The sequence below is a fragment of the Devosia sp. P1_H9 genome, from assembly GCF_056405135.1.
On sequence record NZ_JBFUCQ010000013.1, the window covers coordinates 56,882 to 78,984 of the forward strand.

Consider the following 22,103-nt stretch of genomic DNA (forward strand, 5'->3'; position numbering starts at 1 on the left):
TCGAACCCCGGCCGTTTGATAGGAATACCGAAATGAGCACCCAGGCACAGGCGCAGAGCAACAAGGACCGCGTCTTCATTTTCGACACCACGCTGCGCGACGGCGAGCAGAGCCCGGGCGCGACGATGACGCTCGAGGAGAAACTCCAGGTGGCCGAAGCCCTCGACGAGATGGGCGTCGACATCATCGAAGCCGGCTTCCCGATCGCCTCGAACGGCGATTTCGAAGCGGTGGTCGCGGTGGCCAAGCAAGTGAAGAACTCGGTAGTTGCCGGCCTCGCCCGCGCCATTCCGGGCGATATCGCCCGCGCCGGCGAAGCGGTGCGCCACGCCAGGCAAGGCCGCATCCATACGTTCGTTTCCACCTCGCCCATCCATCTGGCGCACCAGATGAAAAAGACCGAGGAGCAGGTGCTGGAGATCATCTCCGCCACTGTGGCGCAGGCCCGCAACCTCATCGACAATGTCGAGTGGAGCGCGATGGACGCCACGCGCACGCCGATCGACTACCTGGCGCGCTGCGTCGAGCTCGCCATCAAGGCCGGCGCCACCACTATCAACCTGCCCGACACCGTCGGCTACGCCATTCCGGCCGAGCACGAGGCGATGTTCCGCTCGATCATCGAGCGCGTGCCGGGCGCCGACAAGGTGATCTTCTCAGCCCACTGCCACAACGATTTGGGCCTCGCGGTCGCCAACTCGCTGGCCGCGGTGCGGGGGGGGGCGCGGCAGGTCGAATGCACCATCAATGGCCTGGGTGAGCGCGCCGGCAACGCGGCGCTCGAGGAGATCGTGATGGCGCTGCGCACCCGCGCCGACGCCATGCCGTACCACACTCAGATCGAATCGACGCACCTCAGCCGGGCCAGCAAGATAGTCTCGGCGGCGGCGAACTTCCCGGTGCAGTACAACAAGGCGATCGTCGGAAAGAACGCCTTCGCGCACGAGAGCGGCATCCATCAGGACGGGATGCTGAAGAACGCCCAGACCTATGAGATCATGACGCCGGAGAGCGTGGGCATCAAGGAAACCACCTTGGTGATGGGCAAGCATTCGGGCCGCGCCGCCTTCAAGGACAAGTTGAAGGAACTGGGCTACGACCTTGGCGATAATGCCTTCCAGGAAGCATTCGTTCGCTTCAAGGACCTGGCTGACCGCAAGAAGCACGTCTATGACGCCGATATCGTCGCCTTGGTCGATGACGAGGCCGGCTCGGTCGACGACCGCATCAAGCTGGTCGACATGGAGGTGATCTCCAAGACCGGCGGCGTGCATCACTGCGACCTGACCATCACCATCGATGGGGTCGAAGTGAAGGCTGCGTTCGACGGCACCGGCTCGGTGGATGCGATCTTCAACGCGATTAAGCAGGCCGTCGGCAAGGATCCTCATCTGGTGCTTTATGCCATCGACGGCGTCACCGGCGGCACCGACGCGCAGGCCAGCGCCCATGTGCGCCTCGAAATGAACGGCCGCATCGTCTCCGGCAACGCCGCCGAGCCCGACACGCTCGTCGCCTCGGCCCGCGCCTACATCAACGCCTACAACCGCCTGCTGCTCGAACGCGGCGCCGCGGCGCAAGGCGCGACCGAAGCGGCAGTCGGGTGAGGGCACCCGCCGGTCCGAACAATCAGGAGCCGCCCTCGGGCGGCTCTTTTCTTATGGAGGGGCAATGACTTACGAGTTGAGGCGGGTGGAGACTCCCGAAGAGTGGGCGGCGATGCATCGGATTCGGCGCGAGGTGCTGTTTCCGCCCGAGCGGCATCCGGGCTTCGTCTACAACGATGCGCACCCGGACGACGCAGCCGCGAACCACATCAAGTTCCTGCTGCTGCTCGATGGCGAACCTATCGGGACGACCCGGCTCGACCTGAAGGGCGAACGCGCCGCCGTGCGCCTCGTCGGGATCGTGGCCGATCGCCAGCGGCAGGGGCATGGGAGCGTGATGGAGCAGGGGGTGATCAACCACGCTTACAAGCTCGGCATCACCACGCTGATGCTCAATTCGGCTCCGGAGGCCATCGGGTTCTACGAGAAGCGCGGCTGGCAGCGCGAGGTCTGGGACCCCGAGGAGCTCAGCGGGATGCGGAGCGGCTGTGTGCAAATGATGAAGCACCTGTAGCGCGCGGGCTGGTCCGGCGCCGCGGCTGCCGCTACGGTTCGGCGCATCTGACGGGGATCATTGCATGCTGCGTGAACTGAGGGGGGCGATCACCGCGCTGGCGCTGGTGGTGTGCGGCGTGCTGCTCGCGGTGAGCGTCGATTTCGGCGTTCCGGGGCAGGCGCTGCTGCAATCGCTGCGCTTTCATATCGCCGCCGCGTTACTGGGGCTGGTGCTGCTGCTGTTCATCGGCGGGGCGTGGCGACGCGGGCTGCTGTTCCTGTTCGTATTCGCCGTCAGCGCCGGGCAGGGCGGGGCGATCATCTATCGCCAGCAGGAAGCGCGGATCGCCGCACAAGGGGTCGGGAGCAAGCCGCTCTTGAGGCTGCTGAGCTTCAATCTCCTCGTGGACAACCGGAACGGCGCGGCGATTGCCGATTTCATCATTGGTTCCGGAGCCGACGTGGTGCTGCTGATGGAGGCTTCGCCGATCGGGCCATATCGCGAAAAGCTGCTCGCTACTTACCCGTATCATGCCGGCTGCGATATCAGTGATGACTGCTCCACCGTGCTGCTGTCGCGCACCCCGCTCGAGAGTGTGGCCGTAGGCTCATTGAGCGAGGTATGGCGGAACCGGCTGATCACCGCAGCGACTGTTGTCGGTGGCCAGCGCGTCAACATCGTCGGCGCCCATCTGGTCAAACCTTATTTCGACGACTTCCCGGACGAAGAGCTCCGCCGGTTAGGATTGGCGATCGGTCGGCTCGAAGGGCCGCTGGTGCTGGCCGGCGATTTCAACTCTGCAGCGTGGTCCGCCAGGATCGACGGACTGGCGAGTCGCGAAAAGCTGGCGCCGGGCCCGTTCTATCCGGCCACCTGGCCGGTGCGCCTCGGCCCGCTTGGCGTGCCTATCGACAACGTCTTCGCCCGCGCGCCGCTGGTGATCGAGCAAGTCGACGCAATGGGAGACTCGATGGGCTCGAACCACCGGGGGCTGATCGCGGAGATTGGGCTGGCGGGGAACCGCTAGCGTCGCTGCTCAACTGTGGTTTCGGCGAACTCGACATGCCCTGGCCGACTCTGATGCATCAGTAGTCCGAACAGGTCCTTTGGATCGTCGAGTTCGGGGATCAGGTCGATGTGGCGTGCCTCGACAAGGCTCAGATCGCGGACGTAGCGCAGGGTTGAGAAGTCTTCGACGGCGAAGCCGACTGAGTCGAAAAGGGTCACCTCGGCGGCCGTGCGGCGACCTGGGCTGTGTCCCGACAGCACCTGCCATAGTTCTGTGACGGCGAAGTCATCCGGCAGTTGCTGGATTTCGCCCTCGATGCGGGTCTGCGGAGTGTATTCGGTGAACACCGAGGCCCTGGCGACGATGTCGCGGTGCAACTCGGTCTTGCCGGGGCAATCGCCGCCGATGGCATTGAGGTGCACGCCGGGGGCGATCATCTCCGGTATCAGCACGTCGGCGTGGCGCTTGGCGGCGGTGCAGGTGGTGACGATGTCGGCACTGCGCACGGCTTCGGCGACGGACGGAGCGCGGATGAGGCGTAGGCCGCTGGTTGCGAGGTTGAGGCAGAATTTGTCGACTGCTTCGACATCGACGTCGAACACACGCACTTCTTCGATGCCGAGCAGTGCCCGGAAGGCCAGGGCCTGAAATTCAGACTGGGCGCCGGCGCCGATCAGCGCCAACGTCCGGCTGCCCGGCCGGGCGAGGGTGCGCGCAGCGACAGCTGAGGTTGCGGCGGTGCGCAGCGCGGTGAGGATGGTCATCTCCGAGACCAGCAGCGGATAGCCGGTAGCGACATCGGCGAGGACGCCGAAGGCGGTGACCGTCAGCTTGCCGGCGGCGGTGTTCTTGGGATGCCCGTTGACGAACTTCATCGCGTAGAGCGCGCCATCCGAGGCCGGCATCAGTTCGATGACGCCATCGTGGCTGTGACTGGCAAGGCGCGCCGCCTTCTCGAACTGCTCCCAGCGGCGAAAATCGGCTTCGATGTAGTCGGCGAGCCCGACGAGGAAGGGCTCGACGCCGGTCTTCCTCAGGAGGGCGCGGATATCGCTGGTGCCGATGAACTGGGTCATATTCGCCTCTTACTTTGCTGGAGCAGTCAGGCTTCGAGTGCTCGTGTTGCGGCCGTCAGGCCGTCATTGACAGGGCCGCTTGCCTCGCGGCCGGGGTGGAGTGGCGCTCGCCGAACAGGCGGGCGGTGAGGTCGATCATCAGGTCGGCGCTCATGCCGAGATGGTCGAGGAAAGGGTTCAGTTCGACGAGGTCGAGCGAGCCGACGCGGCCGCTCCTGTGCAGCATGTCCATCACCAGGTCGCCTTCGTCGCGGCTGAGACCGCCGGACACCGTGGTGCCGACGCCGGGGGCGAGGCTGGGGTCCATGGCATCGACGTCGAGCGAGAGATGCAGATGGCCGTTCGCCGCCTCCACACGATCGAGGAAGTGCTGGAGCGGCGTCGCCACGCCCGCGACGCGGATGGCGTCCATGTCCACCACCTGCACGCCACGTTCGTCGAGCAGCTGCGCCTCTTCGCAATCGAGGGCGCGCGCGCCGAGGATCATGACGTTGGCTGGGTCGACCGTGGCGAACCAGTCGGTGGAGTTGTGGAAGCCCGGCTCGCCGCACAGGCGGGCCAGCGACATCCCGTGGATATTGCCGGTTTCGGTGGTGGCCCAGGTGTTGAAATCGCCATGCGCATCGAACCACAGCACGAACAGCGGGCGCCCGGTGTCGCGGCAGTGCCGGGCGACGCCGGCGACCGAGCCCATCGAAATCGAATGATCGCCGCCGAGGAAGACCGGGCGGGCGCCATTCTCGAGGCTGCGATAGCCGGCCTCGCTGGCGGCAACGGCCAGCGCGTCGATCTCGGCGGCTGGGGCCAGCTTCTGGCTGACGTTCACGTCGCCGAGATCCGCAACGGCGTAGCCGATGCCCGCGAGACGCTCAGCGATCCCGGCGGCCCGGAGGTCGTCAGGGCCGAGCGCCGCACCACGACAGGACGCGCCGGCATCGGTCGGCAGGCCGATCAGGTCGATCCGGTTACCGGTAATGGAACGGCGGGCGCGGGCGTCGTGCAGCATTGGGGGCCTCGATTCAGTTCCCGCATATGTGAGGATCGATGCGTGCAGACGAAAAGACGGAGAAGTGATAAGATTGCGCAGCGAGATGTGCAAAGTGGCGGTGCGAATTGACGAATAGTACACCGGGGCTCGACGACCTCGATTATCGCCTGATCGCTCTGCTGCGGACCAATGGCCGTTTGCCGGTGGCCAAGCTCGCGGCCGAGCTTGGCGTTTCGCGCGCCACGGTAACGGCGCGGATGGAGCGGCTGGAGCGCTCGGGGGCCATTGCCGGCTATACGGTGGTGGTGCAGGCCAAGGGGCGGGCCGACGCAGTGCGCGCCGTCATGATGGTCGAAGTCGACGGCAAGAACTCCGAGCAGATCATCCGCCGGCTCGCCGGCTTCCCCGAGATTCGCGGGCTCTACACCACCAATGGCCGCTGGGACGTGGTGGCGGAGATCGAGACGCCGACGCTGCGTGAGTTCGACGAACTGCTGCGCAAGGTGCGGCAGATCGACGGCATCGCCAATACCGAGACGAGCATACTGCTCGCCGCCCGCAAGGAACTGGGGTAGGGGCGGGCGCCCCTACCTGATGGTCAGCGGCGCCAGCGCCCGGCCGAGGCTTGCTTCACCCATGCCGTAGGTCGCCGCGTTGTAGTTCAGCAGCGTGTCCTTGCGGGCAGTATTCAGCAGCTGGTTGGTGATCTGGGTGGGCGTCGCCGTGGTGAACTTGCTGCCCAGGATCGAGGCATAGCCCGAGATGATCGGTGCCGCAAACGAGGTGCCGGCGAGGCCCATCTTGCTGCTGTCGACGCCGACCACGAGGAAGTGGCTCTGCACCGCGGTGTTGGTGCCGGCCTTGTTGGAGTAGGACGCGAGGCTCGCTTTGTTGGCAACGGTTCCGTTGGTATTCAGCGCGCCCACGTAGATGGTGGATTGCGTGCCTACGAGCGCGAGGTTGAGATAATCGACCTGGCCGCTCTTGTTGGTGCCGCCGATGGCGATCCCGTCATTGCCGGCCGCCTTGGCGATCACTGCCTTGCCGTTCCTGGCATAGGAGATGATCGAGGACTCCTGCCCACTCCAGCCAATCTGGCTCGCGCTGTAGCCGGCCCTGGCGTACATGCCGTAGCTCAGGTTCAGAATATTGAGCCCCGCCGCGAGGCTGACGCTCGTGCTGGACCTGAATTCCTTGGATTTGATGGTGGCGAGGGGCGCGATCATGCTGCCCTCGAGCCGCGTCCACTCGCCGTGGCGCAGGACCTGGCTGGTACCAGTGAGGTTGCCCCCGAACTTCGACGTGCTGGAAAAGTCGTCGATGAAGGTGATCGTGGTCTTCTGGCCCTTGTAGCCGGCGGTCCAGGCGTCGGCGACCTCCGGGCTCATCCAGTTGCGCCAGATGGGCGTCGTGGTTTGGGCCTGCGGGGCGGAGACGCCGCCGAGCAGGGCGAGGGCGGCGATGACTGCCGTTACGAGATACTTGATACGTGAGGTCATGGCGTTCACTCCTGAAAGCTAGAAACTGGCACTGTAGGTAAGGGAGACATGGAGCCGGTTCGGCTCGGCGTCGGCGAGGTATTGCAGCGTCTCCTGCGTTGGCAGCGGAGTCGCGGCGAGGCGGCAGTTGACGGTCTGAATGCCGCCGCCGATCTCGCCGTAATCCCCCTCGCAGGTCTTTTCGGTGAGGTTGCCCCAGAGGATGCCGCGGACGGTCAGCGACAGGGTGGTATTGGCGCTCGGGTGGGCCTGTGCGACGAAGCCGATCCGCAGGCTTGGGTCGATGGTGTACTTCTCGCCACGCTCGCCGGTGCCGAGGCCCCACAGCAGCCCGAAATCCTCGCCAACCTGGGTGAGCATGTCGATGTGGGTATCCGGCCAGTCGGTGTGGTACCACTTGGGCAACGATACCCAGGTGCCATCCGACAGTTCGTAACCGCCGTTGGCGAGATTGCGGACGCTCTCGGTCAGTTCCGACCCCTGCGCGATATCGATCACGTGGAGCGCAACGGCGAGTTCCTGCGCGGCAGCGGGCGAGGGCGACGCGGCGGCACAAGCGGCGAAGAGCCACCCGGCCAACAACCAGCGGACCCGCACTTGCGGTTCGACCTGCCGATCAACCTCAGGGTCGACTGCGCCCACGAGATATGCCCCACATCAGAGGGGGCATATCAAATCGCATTTTCTCTAAAGAAGTGTTCGCGATCGGAACTAATTCGACGGAATTATCTAAGCCTCGCGTAAGGCCACCGGCAGTTGCTCGGCCACGACGGCCAGCTCATCGGGCCGCCCCACGCTGATCCGGATGTGTCGGTCGAGTCCGGGAGCCATGGGTTTGCGTATGAACACGGCCCGGGCCTCCAGCGCCTTCAGCACGCGCATGGCGTACTCTCCGTCGCTTCCGCAATCGATCGCTACGAAGTTGGTGGCCGACGTCACAGTGCCGAGCCCGTTCTCGGCAGCAATGGCGTAGAGTCGCTCGCGGCCGGCTGCGACCCTCGCAACCACGTCCGCCAGCCAATCCTGATCGGCTAGGGCCGCCATCGCTGCCACCTGGCTCAGCCGGGTGACGCCGAAATGGTTGCGAACCTTGTCGAAGGCCTTGATGAAGCCGGTCTCCCCGATGGCATAGCCGACGCGCATGCCGGCGAGGCCGTAGGCCTTGGAGAAGGTGCGGGTGCGGATCAGGTTGGGGCGTTCGATATCGAGCGCGGGCAGGGTGCCGGCGGGCGCGGTCTCGCAATAGGCCTCGTCGAGAAGGATCAGGGTTTCCTCGGGCACCGAGGCGATGAAGCGGTCGATCTCGGCAGCGTTCCACCAGGTGCCCATCGGGTTGTCCGGGTTGGAGAGGTAGATCACCTTGGCGCGCTCGCGCCGGGCTGCCTCGGCAAGTGCTCCCAGGTCCTCGTAGTTGCCGGCATAGGGCACGGCGACGATGCAGCCGCCATAGCCGGCGACGTGATAGTTGAAGGTGGGGTAGGCGCCTAGCGAGGTGACGGCGACATCGCCGGGTTCGGTGATCAGCCGAGCAATCAGGCCGTGCAACCCGTCGATGCCTTCGCCAATCGCGATGTTCGCCGGGGGGATGCCGAGATGGGCGGCAAGCGCCGCCTTCAGGTCATGAACCTCGGGATCGCCATACATCCACACGCCGCCAGCCGCCGCGGCGATGGCTTCGATCACCTTCGGTGATGGCCCGAAGCCGCTCTCGTTGGCGCCGACGCGGGCGCGAAACGGCGCGCCGGTGCGCCGCTCCAGCGCTTCGGGGCCGGTGAACGGGACAGTCGAGGGCAGGGACTGGGCGAGGGGCGTCAGGATGGAACGCATGCGGGCGAACTTAGCGTGCCCGGCGCCCGCCGCAACGGGCCGATCACGTGCCGCGAGCCGAAAAGTTTCACCAGCCGCGCCGCACATTTGATTGTGTTGCGCGTGACGATGGGCGGGTCCAATCATGCCGCCACAATCCTCATGGGTGGATCCAATGATGAAGAACAGGCTGGCGCTCGCGGTAGCAATCGCGGGCGCGCTGGGAATGACCGGCGCACAGGGCGCCGAGACGGCGACCGCGATCTTCGCGGGTGGCTGCTTCTGGTCGATCGAGAGCGATTTCGACCACGCGCCGGGCGTGCTCTCCACCACCTCCGGCTATATCGGCGGGCATGTCGACAACCCGAGCTACGAGCAGGTGGTCACCGAGACCACCGGCCACCGCGAGGCGGTGAAGATCGTCTACGATCCCTCAGTCACCAGTTACGACAAGCTGGTGGACACGTTCTTCCACCTGATCGACCCGATCGAGACGCGCGGGCAGTTCTGTGATTTCGGCGAGAGCTACACCACCGCGATCTACGCCGGCAACGACACCGAACTGAAGGAAGCCGAAGCCGGCAAGGAAGCCACTGCCGCGGCTCTGGGCAAGCCCGTCGCCACAGTCGTCGCCATGGCCCCGACCTTTTGGCCGGCGGAGGACTACCACCAGGACTTCTGGAAGGGCTCCGAGATGCTGCAGAACGGCCTGACCCGCGCCGAGCACTATGCCCGCTACCGCGCCGGCTGCGGCAAGAACGGCCAGGTCGAAGCCATCTGGGGCAAGGACGCTTTCAAGGGGCTGGACGGGCACGCCTGAGGCGGGCTGCTGTTCCCGTCACCACAAAGCTTGGGGGGCGGGCTAAGTCAGATCCGGCGTCCGCTCACCAGCATTCTGTGTATGCGGGTCTGCGGCCAATTCCACCTGCGCGTGCTCGCCCTCTGCCGAGAGCATCTTGTTGATGGCGAGTTTAGCCTTCTCGGTCAGGTCCCGCAGCGTCGGCAGGTATTCCGGAGTCGGCACCCAGGCGCGCAGCTGCAGCATGATCTTGTCGCCGACGAAGCTCTCGACATGCACCGTCGGCGGCGGGTCGACCTGCACGCGCTTGTCGGAGGTAGCGATCTTCAGCATCGTGCGGCGGGCGGCGGCCACGTTGATCGAATCCGGCACGGTGATGTTCACGTCGATCCGCCGGCGCGGCTCGCGGCTGTGGTTGGTGATGGCCGAAGACCAGAGCTTCTGATTCGGCGTGAAGATGTAGAGGCCGCTGGTCGAGCGCAGCCGCGTGCCGAACAGGCCGATCTCCACCACCACGCCAGCCACGCCATCGCCGACGATGTACTCCCCGATGGCAATCGGTCGCAGCCACACCAGCATGATGCCGGCCGCGATGTTGGCGAGCGTGCCCTGCAGCGCCAGCGCGATGGCGAGGCCGGCGGCGCCGATCACGGCATAGATCGACGTGCTGGAAACGCCGAGGAAGCTGAGCGCCGTGACGATTGCGAAGATGATGACGCCGTAGCGCGTCACCTGAGCGAGCAGCGGCGCGAAGTTCTTGTCGACGCCATAGGCGCGCGGCAGCAGGTTGCGCACCATCCGCGACAGCATGCGCGCCAGGTACCAGCCGGCCACCAGTACGAAGAGCGCACTGAGCAGCGCCACCGAATTGTCGGCAAGCCAGCGAAGCGGAAGGGAAACGGCTTCAGTCGCCTGGGTTGGCAGATCGGTGTTCAGATTGTTCATGGGCACTTCGCGGGGCTGTGGCGTGGGCGGGCGTTAACTTACCAATCTGGCAAAACCGCGAAAGTCCACAGACACGCGAATGGGTGCTGGACAAGGTGGGGGAGCCCTGATAGTCAGCCGCTCGGACCGGGTGCGTAGCTCAGATGGTAGAGCAGCTGACTCTTAATCAGCGGGTCCACGGTTCGAGTCCGTGCGCACCCACCAATCCTCCTAAAGCTTTGATATGACGGGCCTAACGGCCAGTCTGCCGCGGGTCGCAGGTTGCGACGCTCTTGCGGCCGTGCCTGCATCGGCGAGCCTCGGCCGGTGCGGACGAATCCGGCGTTGAGTCGGCTCGACTGATAGCCGGCGTTGGTCGCGCCGTGGCGTCGCAGGTGTTGAATTGTTCCAATGGCGCTCTTCACAAGCTCCACACAGGTCCTTACATAGCCGCGATTAACCTTTTCAGCGCGGAGATGACCCGGAATGCCCTTTGGCCTTGATGCATCGGCTTTTGCGGCATTTTTCCAGGTTATCATGATCGATCTCGTGCTCGCTGGCGACAATGCCGTCGTCATCGGGCTCGCCGCGGCCGGGCTGCCGTCCGATCTCCGCCGCAAGGCCATCCTCATCGGCATCATCGCGGCCACCGTGCTGCGTATCTGTTTCGCGCTGATCACCACACAGTTGCTGCAGCTCGGCGGCGGTCTGCTCATCGCCGGCGGCCTGCTGCTGCTGTGGGTCTGCTGGAAGATGTATCGGGAGCTGTCGGTCTCGCACGAGGACGAGCAAGACGCCACCGAGGCGCTCGCCAATGCCGATCTCAATGCCGACGGCACCGTTGCGGGCAAGAAGAAGAAGACGCTGAAGCAGGCGGTCTGGCAGATCATCATCGCCGACGTCTCGATGTCGCTCGACAACGTGCTGGCCGTGGCCGGCGCGGCGCAGCACCATGAAGTGGCGCTGATCTTCGGGCTCGGCCTCTCGGTGCTGCTGATGGGCGTTGCCGCGACGCTGGTCGCGGGCCTCCTGCACCGGTATCGCTGGATCGCCTGGCTCGGTCTCGTCATCATCCTCTACGTCGCAGTGAAGATGCTCTACGAGGGCGCCGACCAGTTGATGGGCCACACCTTGCCGATGATTCCGCTGATCAAGGGCGCTCCGGCCGTCGCGCACTAACCGGCTCGTAACCACGGCCCGACTTTCCTTCGCATTGCGCGGCGGGCCGTAGGGATTTCATCATTGCGCGGACGATAGCGTCCGGCAGGTCTTCTGCCGGATTTCGTCCATGTCGCTCGCCACCCTGTCTCCCAGCCCGCTCACTTACGCCGACCTGCCGCCACGACCGGCGTCGGGCTTCGTCATGCGCCTGGTGGAGCCAGAGGCATGGGACGATGCGATCGCGGATTTCGAGGGCGTGTGCCAGGAGCAGTTGGCTACCTTCGCGCGGGCCCGCTGGCCGGGCGTGGCGCTTGAGCCGCAACTGTTCATGCTCGGTGGCAAGGTCGTCGGCGGATGCCTGATCATGGTGCAGGGGCTGCCGCTGGGCCTGGGTTCGATCGCCGTGGCCAAGTGGGCGCCGATGCTGCGTCGCACCGAGGGCGCCGAGGCCAACGCCGTCTACGCCCGGATGATCGAGACGCTATGCGCCGAGTATGCGGCGCGGCGCGGTATGATGCTCTCGGTGCTGCCGCGCGCCTCGCTGGCCGGCGGCAACGCGGAATACCGCCTGCTGCTGGAGCACGGCTTCCGCCAGGGCGCGACGCTGGGGTTTCCGGATCGCTACATCGTCAATCTCAGGCTCAGCGATGCCGAGCAGCGCGACAGCTTCCACCAGAAGTGGCGCTATCATCTCAACAAGGCCGACAAGGCGGGGCTGGCTTTCGAGCACGCCGGGCCGGAGCGGCGGCCCGAGTTCGACGCGCTTTACGAGCAGATGGTCGATCGCAAGAAGTTCCCCGACCACTCGGCCTACGGCACCGTGCCAGCGTTGATGGACATGGCGAACTCGACGCTCAGGCCGGAACTGTTCTTCGTCCGCCATGCCGGCGAGATCGTCGCCGGCGCCATCATCTTCAAGGCCGGCGACCGGGCGGTCTATCTTTACGGAGCCACCAGTGCTGCGGCGCTCGAGCTGCGCGCCGGCTATTTCCTCCACTGGCACATCATCCGTTGGCTACGGGACAACACGCCGGCCCGCTGGTACGACCTGGGGGGCACGGACGGCTTCCAGGGCCTGCACCAGTTCAAGAAGGGCATGGTCGGCGAGCGGGGCGTCATCACGCCGGTGCCGCCGGTCGCAAACTACGCTGCACGCTGGTGGCCGCGCCTGCTCGGCGAGGCGGCATTTGCTGGACGTGAGCTGGCTCACATGGTCGGCCGCCGCATCGACCGGTTGCGGCCCGACCGGGCCAAGCCCGACCAGCAGCGGGACGCCCGATGAGCCTCAGGCAGCGCCTGCTCTCGCAATCCGGCATCATTTTCGGCGCCCGGCTGTTCGGCGCGGGGGTGATCTTCCTCGCCCAGGCGGCGATCGCGCGCCTCTGGGGCGCCGAGATCCTCGGCGAGTACCTCCTGATCATCGCGACGGTGAATATCGTCGCGGTGGTTATGCCGCTCGGCTTCGAGACCATCGGCACCTATTTCGCCGCGGAATATCGCTCGAAGGGCGAGGGCCGTTTGCTGCGCGGCTTCATGCTGCGCGCCTATGGCCACGTCGCCGCGACGGCGCTGTTGCTCGTGGTCGCCGGCTACCCGCTGGCCACGCTATTCGGCGAGCCGGGCAGGGTGCTCACAGCCCATTGGCTACCCGCCTGCCTGATGACGCTCGCTACCGCCGTGGTCTACTGCAACAGCGCGCTGCTGGTCGGGTTGAAGCGGCCGTTCGCCGGCTTTTTCGCCGACACCATCTTCCGCCCGCTGCTCATCGTCCTTTGCTTCGCGCTTGCCGCTATGGCCGGTGATGCCGAGGCGAAATTCGCCGAGCTGATCTGGTTCCTCGCGATCGGCTTCGCTCTCATCGCCGCAGCTCAGTTCGCCTGGGTTCTCCGTGCCGTCCGCCAAGTGCCCGATGCCAGCGCCGTCAACCCGGCCGAGCAGAAGCGCTGGTGGCGCTTTGCGCTGCCCTGGGTGGTGATCGCGCTCGCCACCGACTTCTTCTTCGACATCGATCTCCTGATCCTGTCCAATTTTCTCGACCGCGAAAGCCTGGCGGTGTTCGGCGTCTGCATGCGGGTATTCTCGCTTGTGGCCTTCGCCGTATCGGCGGTCTACGCCGTGACGCTGCCCGAGATGTTCGAGCGAAACGCTGCGGCCGATCGCGACGGCTTCATGAAGCAGATCGGCGAGGCCAACCTCGTCGCCGCCGCTATCTCGATCACGCTGTTCGCGGTCATCGCCGCAACGGGCCCGCTGCTGCTGATGCTGTTCGGGCCGGAGTTCCAGGCGGGTGTCGGTCCGCTGGCGGTGCTGTGCCTGACGCTTTGCGTCCGCTCGCTGTTCGGCCCCGCCGCGCTGGTGCTGTCGATCCACGACCGGCCCTATGCGACGCTGCCAGCTATTGGGCTTGGGATGGGCGTGCTGGTGGGGGCCAATATTCTGCTGGTCCCGGTGCATGGGCTGATGGGTGCTGCCGTGGCAGCGCTGGCGGCGCAGACGTTCTGGTGTGCGGCCATGTGGCTGACGGCCAAGCGGATGGCCGGGATCGATGTATCGATCGGACCGCGCTTGGGCGAACTGCTGCCCGGCCGCCGGGTAAAGGACGTCTAGGGCTTTACCGTCCCAACAGCGAATTGATCCGCGCCCTGAGCTTCGCCAGGCGCCCCATACCCATCCCCGAGTCGTACTCCTCGGTGACCTTGGTGTAGAATTTCTCCATCACCACGTAGTCCTGCCCGAAGATCTGCTGGCGCAGCAGCGCGGACTGCTCGTAGCCGTAGCGGCGGAGCAGGGCGAGGGCGACTTCGTTCTCCGGCCGCACCCAGGTGAAGGCCTTGTGGAACTTGCCGTTGTCCCAATGCTCGTCGAACACCCGCATGCCGTAGATACCCAGCCGGCTCTGCCGGTGGGCGGGGAAGATCCAGCTCCAGTAGCGGAAGATCGCGCCGGTCTCGGGCCCGGAGATCAGGCCACCGCCGGCGACGCCGTCCTGGGTCAGGATGATGACGTGGAACGGATCGACCCGCTGCAATGCGCGCAGGAACCCCTTCGTCAGCCGCCCCTTCTCGTGTTCCTTGAAGCGCTCCGAGTAATGCGGAGACTCGTCGATCACCGCCATCAGTTCGCGGTGGATCATGTCGAGTTCGTCCGGTCGCGCGGCGTGATAGCCGAGTTCGGGCATCGGAGCCTCCAAATGGTATTGCCGCCATTGTCGCCCGGAAACCGCCGAGAAAGCGTTTACGGCAAGGGTTTCCGAAGGGTTTTCAGAGCGTTTCAATTGACCCGGAGCCGGCAAGTGGTCTGCTTGCCCGGCCTTGAGGGCTTGGTTAGAACGGTTCGCAAAATCGGAGGAAGACGATGAGCGAGAGTTTGGTGTTCGCGCCCAGCGCGGCAGCGATTGCCCACACCCGGACCACGGCAGCGCAGTACGAGGAGATGTACGCCCGCTCGCTGAGCGATCCGGATGGCTTCTGGAAGGAGCAGGCCCAGCGCATCGACTGGATCAAGGCGCCGACCAAGATCAAGAACACCAGCTACGCCTACCCCGACGTCTCGATCAAATGGTTCGAGGACGGGGTGCTGAATATCTCCGCCAACTGCGTCGATCGCCACCTCGCGACGCGCGCCGACGAGACCGCTATCATCTGGGAAGGCGACATCCCGGGCACCGACGACAAGATCACCTACCGCCAGCTGCACGAGCGGCTCGGCCGCTTCGCCAATGTGCTCAAGGCCAACGGCGTCAAGAAGGGCGACCGTGTCACCATCTACATGCCGATGATCATCGACACCGCGGTGGCGATGCTGGCCTGTGCGCGCATCGGCGCGGTGCACTCGGTGATCTTCGGCGGCTTCTCGCCGGATTCGATCGCCGGCCGCATCAATGACTGCGACAGCAAGATCGTGCTGACGGCCGACGAAGGCCGCCGCGGCGGCAAGACCATCCCGCTGAAGAAGAACGTCGATGAGGCGCTGACGAAGACTCCGGGCGTCGAGCGCGTCATCGTGGTCAAGAACACTGGCAACCCGGTGGAGATGAAGGGCGGGCGCGACGTCTGGTACGCGGACGAAGCCGCCAAAGTCTCGGCCGAGTGCGCGCCGGAGCCGATGAACGCCGAGGACCCGCTGTTCATCCTCTATACCTCCGGCTCCACCGGTAAGCCGAAGGGCGTGCTCCACACGACCGGCGGCTACATCGTCTGGGCTTCGCTCACCCACGAGCGGGTGTTCGACTACCGTCCAGGCGAGATCTACTGGTGCACCGCCGACGTCGGCTGGGTCACCGGCCACAGCTACATCGTCTATGGGCCGCTCGCCAACGGCGCCACGACGCTGATGTTCGAGGGCATCCCGAGCTATCCCGATGCCGGCCGCTGCTGGCAGGTGGTGGAAAAGCACAAGGTCAACATCTTCTACACCGCCCCCACCGCTATCCGGGCGCTGATGGGCGCCGGCGCCGCCATTCCCGACCAGTACGCCATGCCGTCGCTGCGGCTGCTCGGTTCGGTGGGCGAGCCGATCAATCCGGAAGCCTGGCTCTGGTACCACAAGCATGTGGGCAAGGAGCGCTGCGAGATCGTCGACACCTGGTGGCAGACCGAAACCGGCGGTATCCTGATTTCGGCGCTCCCGGGTGCCATCGCCACCAAGCCCGGTTCGGCCACCAAGCCCTTCTTCGGCATCAAGCCGATCGTGTTGTCGCCCGAGGGGAAGCTCCAGGAGCAGACAAAAGCGGAAGGCGTGCTCTGCATCGCCGATAGCTGGCCGGGCCAGATGCGCACCGTCTATGGCGACCACGCACGGTTCGTTTCGACCTATTTCGAGACCTACAAGGGCTACTACTTCACCGGCGACGGCTGCCGCCGTGACGAGGACGGCTATTACTGGATCACCGGCCGCGTCGATGACGTGCTCAACGTCTCGGGCCACCGCATCGGCACCGCTGAGGTCGAAAGCGCGCTGGTGGCGCATCCCAAGGTCGCGGAAGCGGCCGTGGTCGGCTACCCGCACGACATCAAGGGGCAGGGCATCTACTGCTACGTCACCCTGATGGCCGGCGAGAAGGGCGACGACGCGCTGAAGACCGAGCTCAGGAACTGGGTGCGGAAGGAAATCGGCGCCATTGCCTCGCCCGACCTGATGCAGTTCGCCCCGGGCCTGCCCAAGACCCGCTCCGGCAAGATCATGCGCCGGATTTTGCGCAAGATCGCCGAGAACGACTACGGCGCGCTGGGGGATACGACGACGCTGGCGGACCCGAGTGTGGTGACCGATCTGATCGAGAACCGACAGAACCGGTAAGGCTCGCCCAGAGGGCCATCAGTCAGTGCCTTCTCCCCTTGTGGGAGAAGGTGCCCGAAGGGTGGATGAGGGGTATCTCTCCGCGTACCCGGATCACTCCTCGTTTCACTCCGATCGCGCTGCACTTCGTTGCGCGGACCCCTCATCCGGCCTGTCGGCCACCTTCTCCCACAAGGGGAGAAGGCACCGACTGAGAGCTCAGAGTATTCGTAGCGACCGGCTTTTCGCCGCACTCCTGAGCCAAAAGCCGCTTCCCGATTTCCCGAGACCCCACCCACATGCATTTCGCCACGAAGCTCCTCGCGACGGTCCTCGTACTTGCCGCGTCGCCCGCCTCCGCCCAGTCGCTGGAGCAGATGGCCGGGCAGATGATCGTCGTCGGCTTTGCCGGCAATGGCGTCGATGACAAGGACGTGGTCGCCCTGCGCGAGGAAGTGGCGGCCGGCGACATCGGCGGTGTCATGTATCTCAAGACCAACGTCGCGAGCCGTGCGGCTGTGCAGGCGATGAACGCGGCGTTCCGCGACGCTGCACCGGCCGGGCTGCCGCCGTTCATCACGCTCGACCAGGAGGGTGGGCTAGTGGAGCGGCTCGATGACTCCGTTGGCTTCAAGGAGATTCCCGACGCCGCGACGGTCGCCGCCAGCAACACGCCCGAGGAGGCGCGCGGCGTCTACGAGAAATTGGCGAAGGGCGTCGCCGAGTGGGGCTTCAACGTCAATTTCGCGCCGGTGGTCGATCTTGCGGTCAACCCGAACAATCAGGTGATCGCCAAGTTCGGCCGCGCCTACGGCAAGACCGGCGACGTGGTCTCCTCCTACGCTGCCGAGGTGATCGCGGCACATCACGACGCGGGGCTGCTCACCTCGCTAAAGCACTTTCCCGGGCACGGCTCCTCGACCGCCGACAGCCACGAGGGTTTCGTCGACATCACCAAGACCTGGCACGACAGCGAGCTCGAGCCCTACCGGGCGCTGATCTCCGGCGGCTACCAGGATTTCGTCATGATCGGCCACCTGATCGACACCAACGTCGATCCATCGGGCCTGCCGTCGAGCCTCTCCAAGGAGTGGATCGACGGGGTGCTGCGCGGCCAGCTCGGCTTCAAAGGCGTGGTGATCACCGACGACCTCGAGATGGGCGCCATCCGCGACCATTTCGACCTAAAGGAAACGGTGGTGAAGGCCGTGCGCGCCGGCGTCGACGTGCTGCTGTTCTCCAACACCGCCTACCAGCGCGCCACGCTGGGCGACGAGGTGCGGGCGATCCTGGTTGCCGAGGCCGAGGCCGATCCGGCGTTCAAGGCGCGGATCGAGGAGAGCTACAAGCGCATCGTGGCGCTGAAGTCGCGTATCGGGGTTGCAAATGTCGAAGCTCAATAAGGCAGAAGTGATCGCTGCCCTGGGCCTCGGCGGGCATTTCGAGGGCGGCTATTTCCGCGAGACGTTCCGGCCGACGCATCGCGAGAGGCTGGAAACGGCGCGCGGTCCGCGCGGCACCATGACCAGCATCTACTACATGCTGACGGACGACTCCCCGGTGGACCACTTCCACACCAAGCACTCGGATGGCATTCAGTTTCACCATTTCGGTGCCCCGCTGACCTATCACATGATCCACCCCGACGGCCGCTACGAAGCGGTGGTGCTCGGCCCCGACCTCGCCGCAGGGCAGGTGCCCAGCCTCGCCGTCGCCGGCGGCGTCTGGAAGGCGGCCGAGCTGCCGGCCGGCGAGTATGGTCTCGTCAGTGAAGTGGTGGCGCCGGGCTGGGAGATGGAGGACATGATCCTCGTCACTCGGGCCGAACTGCTGGCCAAATTCCCGCAGCATGTCGAGGTGATCACCCGGCTGACACCGGCGCCCTAGGCCGGTCGCACGCTTGTCGCACTGGTGCTGTTCGCTTATGAGGGCCGGAGTTTTCCCCACCTCGCGGCCGATGGAGCATCGAAAGCGCTCCCGTCCCATAGGTCAAATGAGCTAAACTCCTGATCCCGAAGGCGAGAGGTTTGAAGGCATGAGCGAAGAGGGCAGGGAGGTGCGGCGGGTTCGCGCGCTGTTCATCTCCGATGTGCATCTCGGCATGCGCCCCACCCGTATCACCCAGTTGATCGATTTCCTGCGCTGGCACGAGGCGGAGGTGATTTACCTCGTCGGCGACATCGTCGATGGGTGGCGCCTGGCCAAGGCCTGGTACTGGCCGCCGGAATATCACCAGCTGGTCGAGATCTTCCTCGACAAGGCGCTGAGCGGCACCCGCATCGTGGTGCTGCCGGGCAATCACGACGAGTTCCTGCGCGAGTATCTCGGCACCTATTTCGGCGAGGTCGAGTTCGTCGATCGCACCGTGCACACCACGGCGCAGGGCAAGACCTACGTGGTCATGCATGGCGACCAGTTCGACGTGGTGGTGGCGCATGCCAAGTGGTTGGCGCATGTCGGCGACTGGGCCTATCGCGCCGCGCTCCGGATCAACATCGCGGTCAACTGGGTGCGCCGCCGCATGGGTCTGACCTACTGGTCGCTGTCGGCCTGGGCCAAGCACAAGGTGAAGAACGCCGTCAGCGTCATCGGCCGCTTCGAGGAGGCGCTGACCCTCGAAGCCCGGGACAGCGGCGCGGATGGCGTGATCTGCGGCCACATCCACTATGCCGACATGCACGAGCGGCTCGGCATCCATTACGTCAACACCGGCGACTGGGTGGAAAGCTGCACCGCAGTGGCCGAGACGCATGAGGGTGTGCTCGAGCTGGTGCGCTGGACTGAGACGCCGCTGCCGCGGAAGCCACGGCGGCTGCGGTTGCGGCGCGCGCCGGCGGTGCCGGGGCAGTAACTCGCATCGAGGCCGTGGCCACCCCCACCCTTGATCCCTCCCCACAAGGGGGAGGGAGACGCAAGAACTGAGGCTCTGCAGCTGTCGTCTCCCTCTCCCTTGTGGGGAGGAAATGAGGATGGGGGTGGTCCCACGCTCCGACCTTGCGAGTGTGACACTACCTAACGCCCCGTCATCCTACCGTCACAGCCCATTCGCAACGCTGTCACCCGACTCCCGTAAACCGCCAGCATCGCTTCCCGAGGGTGGGTCCGATGCGCAAGGTCTTGATCGTCACCGATGCCTGGTTGCCGCAGACCAACGGGGTGGTGCGCTGCCTCGAAGCGGTTGGCCGCGAGCTGATGGGCCGCGGCCACGAAGTGAGCTATCTTACGCCGGAAGGCTTCTGGACCTTCCCGATGCCGACCTACCCGGAGATCCGGCTGTCGTTGGTCACACCAATGACCATCGGCCAGGTGATCGCGCGTGAGGCGCCGGACCACATCCACATCGCCACCGAAGGCCCGCTTGGCCTGCTTGCTCGCTTCGTCTGCCTCGAGCAGGGCCTTGCCTTCACCACCAGCTATCACACGCGCTTCCCCGAATATGTCGCAGCGCGGATGCCGATTCCGACCGAGTGGACCTATGGGTTCCTGCGCTGGTTCCACGAGCCGGCCGCCGCGACCCTGGCGCCCACCGCCTCGATGCAGGAAGAGCTGACCTCGCGCCAGTTCGGCCACGTGCGGCTCTGGACTCGCGGCGTCGATCACTCGCGCTTCTCGCCCGGCGAAAAGACCGAATTCCTCGATCTGCCCGGGCCGCATCTGCTCTATGTCGGCCGTGTCGCGGTGGAGAAGAACGTCGAGGCCTTCCTCAAGCTCGATGTCCCCGGCACCAAGATCATCGTCGGTGACGGCCCCGCCCGTGCCGAGCTCACGGCGCGCTATCCTGACGCCGTGTTCCTCGGCCTCAGGACCGGCGACGAACTCTCTGCGCTCTACCGCTCGGCGGACGTGTTCGTCTTCCCCAGCCGCACCGACACCTTCGGCAATGTGATGATCGAGGCGCTGGCCTCCGGCGTCCCGGTCGCTGCCTATCCCGTCACCGGCCCGCGCGACATCCTCACCGACCCGACCTGCGGCGCCCTCGACGAAGACCTCGGCTTCGCCGTCATCCGCGCCCTGACCCTCAGTCGCGAAGCCGCCCGCGCGCATGCGCTGGGCTTCACCTGGGCGCGCTGTGCCGACATCTTCCTTGATGCACTGGTGCCGGTTCGCGAGGCTGCGGCCCAGGCTGCATAACGCCACGGCATAACGCACATTAGCGCCGTGCCCGTTGATCTTTCTCCGGCCCCTCGGCACTGTCGGCCCGTGCGGCGGATTCTCCCGCCCGGAGCACACCCTGATGTCGTCGACCACTATCGCGCCGCGCGTCTCGCCAGAGCTGCGCGCTGCGATCTACCATTTTGCCGTGTTCGGCAGCACCGGCGTGGCGTCGGTCTATTTCGGCATCTGGCTCCTCAATCGCGGCATCAGTGCCGAGGAGATCGGCATCATCAATGCCGCGCCGCTGCTCGTCATGCTGCTGGTCAACCAGCTGGTGGGCCGCATCGCCGACCGCATGCCGGATTGGCGCGGCGTCATCATCGTCCTGTCGCTGATCGCCGGGCTCGTGCCGATCGGCCTGTTCTTCGTCTCCGGCTTCTGGGGCATCCTCGGTGTCTGGATCTTCACGGTGATGCCGGCCTTCGCGCTGGTGCCGATCATCGACGCGGCAACGCTCCGGATGACGCAGCGCCGTGGCACAGATTTCAGCATGGTGCGCGCCTGGGGCACCGTCGGCTTCATGGTCACCACCGGGCTGAGCGGCCCCCTCATCGCCTGGCTCGGCGACGCCGCGTTCGTCCCGGTATTCGTCGCTTGCGCGCTGTTGCGCGCAATACTGGCGTTCCAGTTGCCGCAGTTCCGCGCCGGTGAAGACCGCGCCAGTAAAACCAAAGGCGCCAGCCGGCTGCGCCAAGTGCTGAAGCCGTGGTTCCTGATGGGTCTGCTCGGCCTCGCTATCCTCTACTCGACCCACGGCGTGCTCGGGGCCTTCGCCGCAGTGCTGTGGACGGAGCAGGGCATCCCGCAGGGGCTTATCGGGCCGCTTACTGCCACTATGGCGGCGGCCGAAGCGCTGATGATGTTCGTGTGGAGCCGGCTGAAGCTCAAGGTTTCGGCCCGGCACATCATCATCTTCGCCTGTCTCGTCGCAGCCTTCCGCTGGACAGTGATGGCGTTCTCGCCGCCGGTCTGGCTGCTGTTTGGGCTGCAGCTGCTGCACTCCATCACCTTCGCCATGGGGTACCTCGGCGGCATCTACTTCATCGCCAACTGGACCAGCGACGACATCGCCGCCGAAGCGCAGGGCTTCTCCTATGTGCTGCAGCAGGGAATGTCGGTGGTGGTCATCGTCGCCATGGGCTGGTTCGTGGCCGCCTTTGGTCCAATGGCGTGGTTGTTCGTCGGAGCCTATGCGGTGGTCGGAGCGCTCTGCGTGGTGCTCTCGCTAAAGCTCCAGCCACCATCCGCGCATCCGATCACGTCGGATCAGCTCACCGTTGCCGATCCGGCCCCCTGAGGTCCAAGA

Annotated in this window: 21 protein-coding genes and 1 tRNA gene; 15 read left to right on the top strand and 7 right to left on the bottom strand. The window is 65.5% G+C overall.

What is annotated here, in order from left to right; translation table 11 throughout:
* Nucleotides 1-32: 32 nt before the first annotated feature.
* From AC1DYL_RS20180 to AC1DYL_RS20190, 3 genes are all read left to right on the top strand, one after another.
* Nucleotides 33-1,607, top strand: a complete 1,575-nt coding sequence (locus tag AC1DYL_RS20180; RefSeq protein WP_477174541.1) for a 2-isopropylmalate synthase — start codon at nucleotides 33-35, stop codon at nucleotides 1,605-1,607.
* Between the two features lie 64 nt (nucleotides 1,608-1,671).
* A complete protein-coding gene (locus AC1DYL_RS20185) occupies nucleotides 1,672-2,121 on the top strand; it encodes a GNAT family N-acetyltransferase (RefSeq protein ID WP_477174542.1) in 450 nt (149 codons plus the stop codon).
* A gap of 64 nt (nucleotides 2,122-2,185) precedes the next feature.
* Entirely contained in the window at nucleotides 2,186-3,130 is a 945-nt protein-coding gene (locus AC1DYL_RS20190) for an endonuclease/exonuclease/phosphatase family protein (protein ID WP_477174543.1), read from the top strand.
* On the opposite strand, the gene AC1DYL_RS20195 is transcribed toward AC1DYL_RS20190, so the two are convergent.
* A complete protein-coding gene (locus AC1DYL_RS20195) occupies nucleotides 3,127-4,188 on the bottom strand; it encodes an ornithine cyclodeaminase (RefSeq protein WP_477174544.1) in 1,062 nt (353 codons plus the stop codon). The two genes, AC1DYL_RS20190 and AC1DYL_RS20195, sit on opposite strands and share 4 nt — an antisense overlap.
* Before the next feature lie 55 nt (nucleotides 4,189-4,243).
* The gene (gene rocF / locus AC1DYL_RS20200) at nucleotides 4,244-5,194 is read right to left on the bottom strand and encodes an arginase (protein ID WP_477158594.1); all 951 of its coding nucleotides are present in this window, start codon (nucleotides 5,192-5,194) and stop codon (nucleotides 4,244-4,246) included.
* 107 nt (nucleotides 5,195-5,301) lie between these two features.
* Here rocF and AC1DYL_RS20205 point away from each other — a divergent pair, with 107 nt between their 5' ends.
* Nucleotides 5,302-5,751, top strand: a complete 450-nt coding sequence (locus tag AC1DYL_RS20205; protein WP_477174545.1) for an Lrp/AsnC family transcriptional regulator — start codon at nucleotides 5,302-5,304, stop codon at nucleotides 5,749-5,751.
* 12 nt (nucleotides 5,752-5,763) lie between these two features.
* Here AC1DYL_RS20205 and AC1DYL_RS20210 read toward each other — a convergent pair whose 3' ends face one another.
* The 3 genes from AC1DYL_RS20210 to AC1DYL_RS20220 all read right to left on the bottom strand — a co-directional run bounded on the left by AC1DYL_RS20210 (nucleotide 5,764) and on the right by AC1DYL_RS20220 (nucleotide 8,502).
* Nucleotides 5,764-6,675, bottom strand: coding sequence for a S8 family serine peptidase (locus AC1DYL_RS20210; protein ID WP_477149684.1), 912 nt, complete (start codon nucleotides 6,673-6,675; stop codon nucleotides 5,764-5,766).
* Between the two features lie 18 nt (nucleotides 6,676-6,693).
* A complete protein-coding gene (locus AC1DYL_RS20215) occupies nucleotides 6,694-7,254 on the bottom strand; it encodes a hypothetical protein (RefSeq protein ID WP_477149683.1) in 561 nt (186 codons plus the stop codon).
* Nucleotides 7,255-7,404: 150 nt separating this feature from the next.
* Nucleotides 7,405-8,502 carry a pyridoxal phosphate-dependent aminotransferase gene (locus AC1DYL_RS20220; RefSeq protein WP_477174546.1) on the bottom strand — a complete coding sequence of 366 codons (1,098 nt, stop codon included), beginning with the start codon at nucleotides 8,500-8,502 and terminating at the stop codon, nucleotides 7,405-7,407.
* 157 nt (nucleotides 8,503-8,659) lie between these two features.
* Between AC1DYL_RS20220 and msrA the strand changes: the two genes are divergently transcribed.
* Nucleotides 8,660-9,301 carry a peptide-methionine (S)-S-oxide reductase MsrA gene (msrA, locus tag AC1DYL_RS20225; RefSeq protein ID WP_477174547.1) on the top strand — a complete coding sequence of 214 codons (642 nt, stop codon included), beginning with the start codon at nucleotides 8,660-8,662 and terminating at the stop codon, nucleotides 9,299-9,301.
* Between the two features lie 42 nt (nucleotides 9,302-9,343).
* Here the strand turns inward: msrA and AC1DYL_RS20230 are convergent, their stop codons facing one another.
* Nucleotides 9,344-10,225 carry a mechanosensitive ion channel family protein gene (locus AC1DYL_RS20230; RefSeq protein WP_477149680.1) on the bottom strand — a complete coding sequence of 294 codons (882 nt, stop codon included), beginning with the start codon at nucleotides 10,223-10,225 and terminating at the stop codon, nucleotides 9,344-9,346.
* A 128-nt stretch (nucleotides 10,226-10,353) separates the two neighbouring features.
* Here AC1DYL_RS20230 and AC1DYL_RS20235 point away from each other — a divergent pair.
* The 4 genes from AC1DYL_RS20235 to AC1DYL_RS20250 all read left to right on the top strand — a co-directional run bounded on the left by AC1DYL_RS20235 (nucleotide 10,354) and on the right by AC1DYL_RS20250 (nucleotide 13,972).
* A tRNA-Lys gene (locus AC1DYL_RS20235) sits at nucleotides 10,354-10,429 on the top strand.
* Between the two features lie 261 nt (nucleotides 10,430-10,690).
* Nucleotides 10,691-11,383, top strand: coding sequence for a TerC family protein (locus AC1DYL_RS20240; RefSeq protein ID WP_477149679.1), 693 nt, complete (start codon nucleotides 10,691-10,693; stop codon nucleotides 11,381-11,383).
* A 109-nt stretch (nucleotides 11,384-11,492) separates the two neighbouring features.
* On the top strand, nucleotides 11,493-12,647 hold the full coding sequence (locus AC1DYL_RS20245; protein WP_477174548.1) for a lipid II:glycine glycyltransferase FemX: 1,155 nt from the start codon (nucleotides 11,493-11,495) through the stop codon (nucleotides 12,645-12,647).
* Nucleotides 12,644-13,972, top strand: a complete 1,329-nt coding sequence (locus AC1DYL_RS20250; protein WP_477174549.1) for a lipopolysaccharide biosynthesis protein — start codon at nucleotides 12,644-12,646, stop codon at nucleotides 13,970-13,972. The genes AC1DYL_RS20245 and AC1DYL_RS20250 overlap by 4 nt, the downstream gene beginning before the upstream one ends.
* 4 nt (nucleotides 13,973-13,976) lie before the next feature.
* Here AC1DYL_RS20250 and AC1DYL_RS20255 read toward each other — a convergent pair whose 3' ends face one another.
* The gene (locus AC1DYL_RS20255) at nucleotides 13,977-14,543 is read right to left on the bottom strand and encodes a hypothetical protein (protein ID WP_477174550.1); all 567 of its coding nucleotides are present in this window, start codon (nucleotides 14,541-14,543) and stop codon (nucleotides 13,977-13,979) included.
* A gap of 176 nt (nucleotides 14,544-14,719) precedes the next feature.
* Between AC1DYL_RS20255 and acs the strand changes: the two genes are divergently transcribed.
* The 6 genes from acs to AC1DYL_RS20285 all read left to right on the top strand — a co-directional run bounded on the left by acs (nucleotide 14,720) and on the right by AC1DYL_RS20285 (nucleotide 22,094).
* Entirely contained in the window at nucleotides 14,720-16,663 is a 1,944-nt protein-coding gene (gene acs / locus AC1DYL_RS20260) for an acetate--CoA ligase (RefSeq protein ID WP_477174551.1), read from the top strand.
* A 278-nt stretch (nucleotides 16,664-16,941) separates the two neighbouring features.
* A complete protein-coding gene (locus tag AC1DYL_RS20265) occupies nucleotides 16,942-18,045 on the top strand; it encodes a glycoside hydrolase family 3 protein (RefSeq protein ID WP_477174552.1) in 1,104 nt (367 codons plus the stop codon).
* The gene (locus AC1DYL_RS20270) at nucleotides 18,029-18,529 is read left to right on the top strand and encodes a cupin domain-containing protein (RefSeq protein ID WP_477174553.1); all 501 of its coding nucleotides are present in this window, start codon (nucleotides 18,029-18,031) and stop codon (nucleotides 18,527-18,529) included. The genes AC1DYL_RS20265 and AC1DYL_RS20270 overlap by 17 nt, the downstream gene beginning before the upstream one ends.
* Before the next feature lie 148 nt (nucleotides 18,530-18,677).
* On the top strand, nucleotides 18,678-19,493 hold the full coding sequence (locus AC1DYL_RS20275) for a UDP-2,3-diacylglucosamine diphosphatase (protein WP_477149672.1): 816 nt from the start codon (nucleotides 18,678-18,680) through the stop codon (nucleotides 19,491-19,493).
* 254 nt (nucleotides 19,494-19,747) lie between these two features.
* Nucleotides 19,748-20,773, top strand: coding sequence for a glycosyltransferase family 4 protein (locus AC1DYL_RS20280; RefSeq protein ID WP_477174554.1), 1,026 nt, complete (start codon nucleotides 19,748-19,750; stop codon nucleotides 20,771-20,773).
* A 103-nt stretch (nucleotides 20,774-20,876) separates the two neighbouring features.
* Entirely contained in the window at nucleotides 20,877-22,094 is a 1,218-nt protein-coding gene (locus AC1DYL_RS20285; RefSeq protein ID WP_477174555.1) for an MFS transporter, read from the top strand.
* Nucleotides 22,095-22,103 lie beyond the last annotated feature (9 nt).

Coding starts and splice junctions, on each gene's coding strand:
- AC1DYL_RS20220 (WP_477174546.1), bottom strand. CDS start 8,502: ATGCGTTCCATCCTGACGCCCCTCGCCCAGTCCCTGCCCTCGACTGTC.
- AC1DYL_RS20280 (WP_477174554.1), top strand. CDS start 19,748: ATGCGCAAGGTCTTGATCGTCACCGATGCCTGGTTGCCGCAGACCAAC.
- AC1DYL_RS20245 (WP_477174548.1), top strand. CDS start 11,493: ATGTCGCTCGCCACCCTGTCTCCCAGCCCGCTCACTTACGCCGACCTG.
- AC1DYL_RS20285 (WP_477174555.1), top strand. CDS start 20,877: ATGTCGTCGACCACTATCGCGCCGCGCGTCTCGCCAGAGCTGCGCGCT.
- AC1DYL_RS20255 (WP_477174550.1), bottom strand. CDS start 14,543: ATGCCCGAACTCGGCTATCACGCCGCGCGACCGGACGAACTCGACATG.
- AC1DYL_RS20210 (WP_477149684.1), bottom strand. CDS start 6,675: ATGACCTCACGTATCAAGTATCTCGTAACGGCAGTCATCGCCGCCCTC.
- AC1DYL_RS20230 (WP_477149680.1), bottom strand. CDS start 10,225: ATGAACAATCTGAACACCGATCTGCCAACCCAGGCGACTGAAGCCGTT.
- rocF (WP_477158594.1), bottom strand. CDS start 5,194: ATGCTGCACGACGCCCGCGCCCGCCGTTCCATTACCGGTAACCGGATC.
- AC1DYL_RS20270 (WP_477174553.1), top strand. CDS start 18,029: ATGTCGAAGCTCAATAAGGCAGAAGTGATCGCTGCCCTGGGCCTCGGC.
- AC1DYL_RS20250 (WP_477174549.1), top strand. CDS start 12,644: ATGAGCCTCAGGCAGCGCCTGCTCTCGCAATCCGGCATCATTTTCGGC.
- AC1DYL_RS20180 (WP_477174541.1), top strand. CDS start 33: ATGAGCACCCAGGCACAGGCGCAGAGCAACAAGGACCGCGTCTTCATT.
- AC1DYL_RS20265 (WP_477174552.1), top strand. CDS start 16,942: ATGCATTTCGCCACGAAGCTCCTCGCGACGGTCCTCGTACTTGCCGCG.
- AC1DYL_RS20195 (WP_477174544.1), bottom strand. CDS start 4,188: ATGACCCAGTTCATCGGCACCAGCGATATCCGCGCCCTCCTGAGGAAG.
- AC1DYL_RS20185 (WP_477174542.1), top strand. CDS start 1,672: ATGACTTACGAGTTGAGGCGGGTGGAGACTCCCGAAGAGTGGGCGGCG.
- AC1DYL_RS20240 (WP_477149679.1), top strand. CDS start 10,691: ATGCCCTTTGGCCTTGATGCATCGGCTTTTGCGGCATTTTTCCAGGTT.
- AC1DYL_RS20190 (WP_477174543.1), top strand. CDS start 2,186: ATGCTGCGTGAACTGAGGGGGGCGATCACCGCGCTGGCGCTGGTGGTG.
- acs (WP_477174551.1), top strand. CDS start 14,720: ATGAGCGAGAGTTTGGTGTTCGCGCCCAGCGCGGCAGCGATTGCCCAC.
- AC1DYL_RS20275 (WP_477149672.1), top strand. CDS start 18,678: ATGAGCGAAGAGGGCAGGGAGGTGCGGCGGGTTCGCGCGCTGTTCATC.
- msrA (WP_477174547.1), top strand. CDS start 8,660: ATGAAGAACAGGCTGGCGCTCGCGGTAGCAATCGCGGGCGCGCTGGGA.